3 protein-coding genes are annotated in these 2,608 nt (G+C 59.5%); all 3 read left to right on the top strand.

Annotation, left to right across the window (positions count from 1 at the left end):
* The coding region (locus ACQKP2_RS32415; RefSeq protein WP_427582328.1) for an acetyl-CoA carboxylase carboxyltransferase subunit alpha at window positions 1-941 on the top strand (941 nt) is incomplete at its 5' end.
* A 133-nt stretch (window positions 942-1,074) separates the two neighbouring features.
* A complete protein-coding gene (gene tilS, locus ACQKP2_RS32410; protein ID WP_427582327.1) occupies window positions 1,075-2,403 on the top strand; it encodes a tRNA lysidine(34) synthetase TilS in 1,329 nt (442 codons plus the stop codon).
* Window positions 2,404-2,608: hypothetical protein (locus tag ACQKP2_RS32405; RefSeq protein WP_427582326.1), on the top strand; the 205-nt coding region annotated here is incomplete at its 3' end. It abuts the gene before it with no gap.

Here is a 2,608-nt window from a genome sequence, read left to right as displayed (position 1 = left end):
CGAATTTCCTAGATATCGAACAGACGATCGCCGACCTGCAAGCCATGATCGTAGAGTTGCGCTTGGTCGGTAATGACAATTCGCTGAATATCGGCGATGAGATCTCCCGCCTGCAGGACAAAAGCAAGACGCTGACCGAAGACATCTTCGGCAAGCTGACCAGCTGGCAGATCGCACGTCTGGCGCGTCACCCGAAGCGTCCATACACCCTGGACTACATCGACCATATCTTCACCGAGTTCGATGAGTTGCATGGCGACCGTCACTTCTCCGATGACGCGGCCATCGTGGGTGGCATCGCTCGTCTGGAGGATCAGCCAGTGATGGTCATCGGTCACCAGAAAGGACGTGAGGTGCGTGAAAAGGTTCGTCGCAACTTCGGCATGCCGCGCCCTGAAGGCTATCGCAAGGCCTGCCGTCTGATGGAGATGGCCGAACGCTTCAAAATGCCGATTCTGACCTTCATCGATACGCCGGGCGCCTACCCTGGCATCGATGCGGAAGAGCGTAACCAGAGCGAAGCGATCGCCTGGAACCTGCGCGTGATGGCCCGCCTGAAAACCCCGATCATCGCGACTGTCATCGGTGAAGGCGGTTCCGGCGGTGCTCTGGCAATCGGCGTATGCGATCAACTGAACATGCTGCAGTACTCGACCTATTCGGTGATCTCGCCGGAAGGTTGCGCCTCCATTCTGTGGAAAACCGCCGAGAAAGCGCCCGATGCCGCAGAAGCCATGGGTATCACGGCCGAGCGTCTCAAAGGCCTGGGTATCGTGGACAAGGTGATCAACGAGCCGCTGGGTGGCGCGCACCGTGATCCGGCTGCTGCCGCAGCATCGATCCGTGCCGAGTTGAGCTCGCAGCTGGCGATGCTCAAGAAGCTCGATCACAAGACTCTGCTGGACCGTCGTTACGAGCGCCTGATGAGTTACGGTCTCTAAGTCGACTGCGCAATGCCCATGTGGGAGCGAGCCTGCTCGCGATGAGGGGTTAACATTCAACCGATGAGTTGGCTGTTATACCGCCTTCGCGAGCAGGCTCGCTCCTACATTTGATTTGTGCAAAGGGAAAGATATGGATCGGCCAGAGATTGATTTGCCTTCCAGGCTTTTGCTGAATCTGAAACCGTGGCGCAATGCCGCTCACTGGCATATCGCTTTCTCCGGTGGCCTCGACTCCACCGTTCTGTTGCATCTGCTTGGCCGTCTGGCAACAACCGAATCCCTCCCGCCGCTCAGTGCTATCCATATTCATCACGGCCTTCAGGTCGCGGCCGATGCATGGCCGGGGCACTGCCAGTCTGTCTGTGATGCGCTGGGCATCAAATTGCGAGTGGAGCGTGTCACGGTCCAGCCGGGGGCGAGTCTGGAGCGGGCCGCGCGGGATGCGCGTTATGCGGTTTTCAGTTCGATGACGAAAGCGGGCGAAGTGCTGTTGACGGCCCAGCACCGTGACGATCAGGCCGAAACTCTCCTGTTTCGGCTTCTGCGTGGTGCCGGAGTCAGAGGGCTGTCCGGGATGCCGCGTCAGCGCCCGCTCGGAAGTGGCTGGCTGCTGCGACCCTTGCTTGATGCCTCGCGCGCGGAGCTGGAAGCTTACGCGGCGCAGCATCGGTTGAGCTGGATCGAGGATCCTTCCAACCAGAACCGGCAGTTCTCGCGCAATTATCTGCGTCATCAGGTGTTCCCGGTATTGAAAGCGCGCTGGCCGCAGGCCATCACCACCATGGCCCGCAGTGCTGCCCATTTGAGCGAAGCGCGCGAACTGCTCGATGAGCTTGCGCAAATCGATCTGGCCAATGCCGGCGCGGCAAGCGAATTCGATTGGCTCGATCTGCCGTCGCTGCAGCTGGCGCCCCTGCAAAAGCTCTCCGCTGCGCGTCAACGCAATGCGCTCAGCCATTGGCTTGAACCGCTGACGGCATTGCCGGAAAGCGACCATTGGTCGGGATGGAGCGATTTACTGGAGGCCGCCATCGACGCTCGGCCGATCTGGCGGTTGGCAAGCGGCGAACTGCATCGGGCGAGCGGGCGAATCTGGTGGCTGTCCGGTCGTTGGTTGCAGGCATTGCCTGCCGCTGAACACTGGCCAGACCCCTCGCGAGCACTGACGCTGCCAGGTAATGGTGTGCTGAGGCTCACCGGGCAAATCCCCGCAGGTCCTTTGCAGATCCGCTATCGTGAAGGGGGAGAGGTGATGAGTTTGCCGGGCCGGGGGCATCGTGATCTGAAGCGATTGCTCAATGAAAGCGGGGTGCCGCTGTTCGTGCGCGGCAGATTGCCGCTGTTGTTCAGGGATGGGCAATTACTGGCGGTGGCCAATCTGGCAGGGCTCGATGGACGTGCGTCGGGTGACTGGCGTTTGCATTGGCAGCCTTCGGGCGAAGATCAAGGTTTGAGCTGAATGGGGCTTTCCGGTAGACTACGCTCCCTTCTTGATACAACTTCTGTGGATTCGCCTGAATTGCAGGAGTTGCCGATTACCAAGCAGTCTTTGCTGGGCGATTCCAAAAAATGTGAAGCGAGCAACGTACCACTTATGGAGACGCCACACTCCAGCCGCCCGCACGGCAAAGAATTTCAGTGGCAGAACGTTGTACTTCACGCTA

Source organism: Pseudomonas sp. NPDC089569 (assembly GCF_050280625.1).
In the GTDB taxonomy this organism is placed as follows: Bacteria; Pseudomonadota; Gammaproteobacteria; order Pseudomonadales; family Pseudomonadaceae; genus Aquipseudomonas.
The sequence above is the reverse complement of the archived record's forward strand: the minus strand, read 5'-3'. Positions and strand labels throughout refer to the sequence as shown.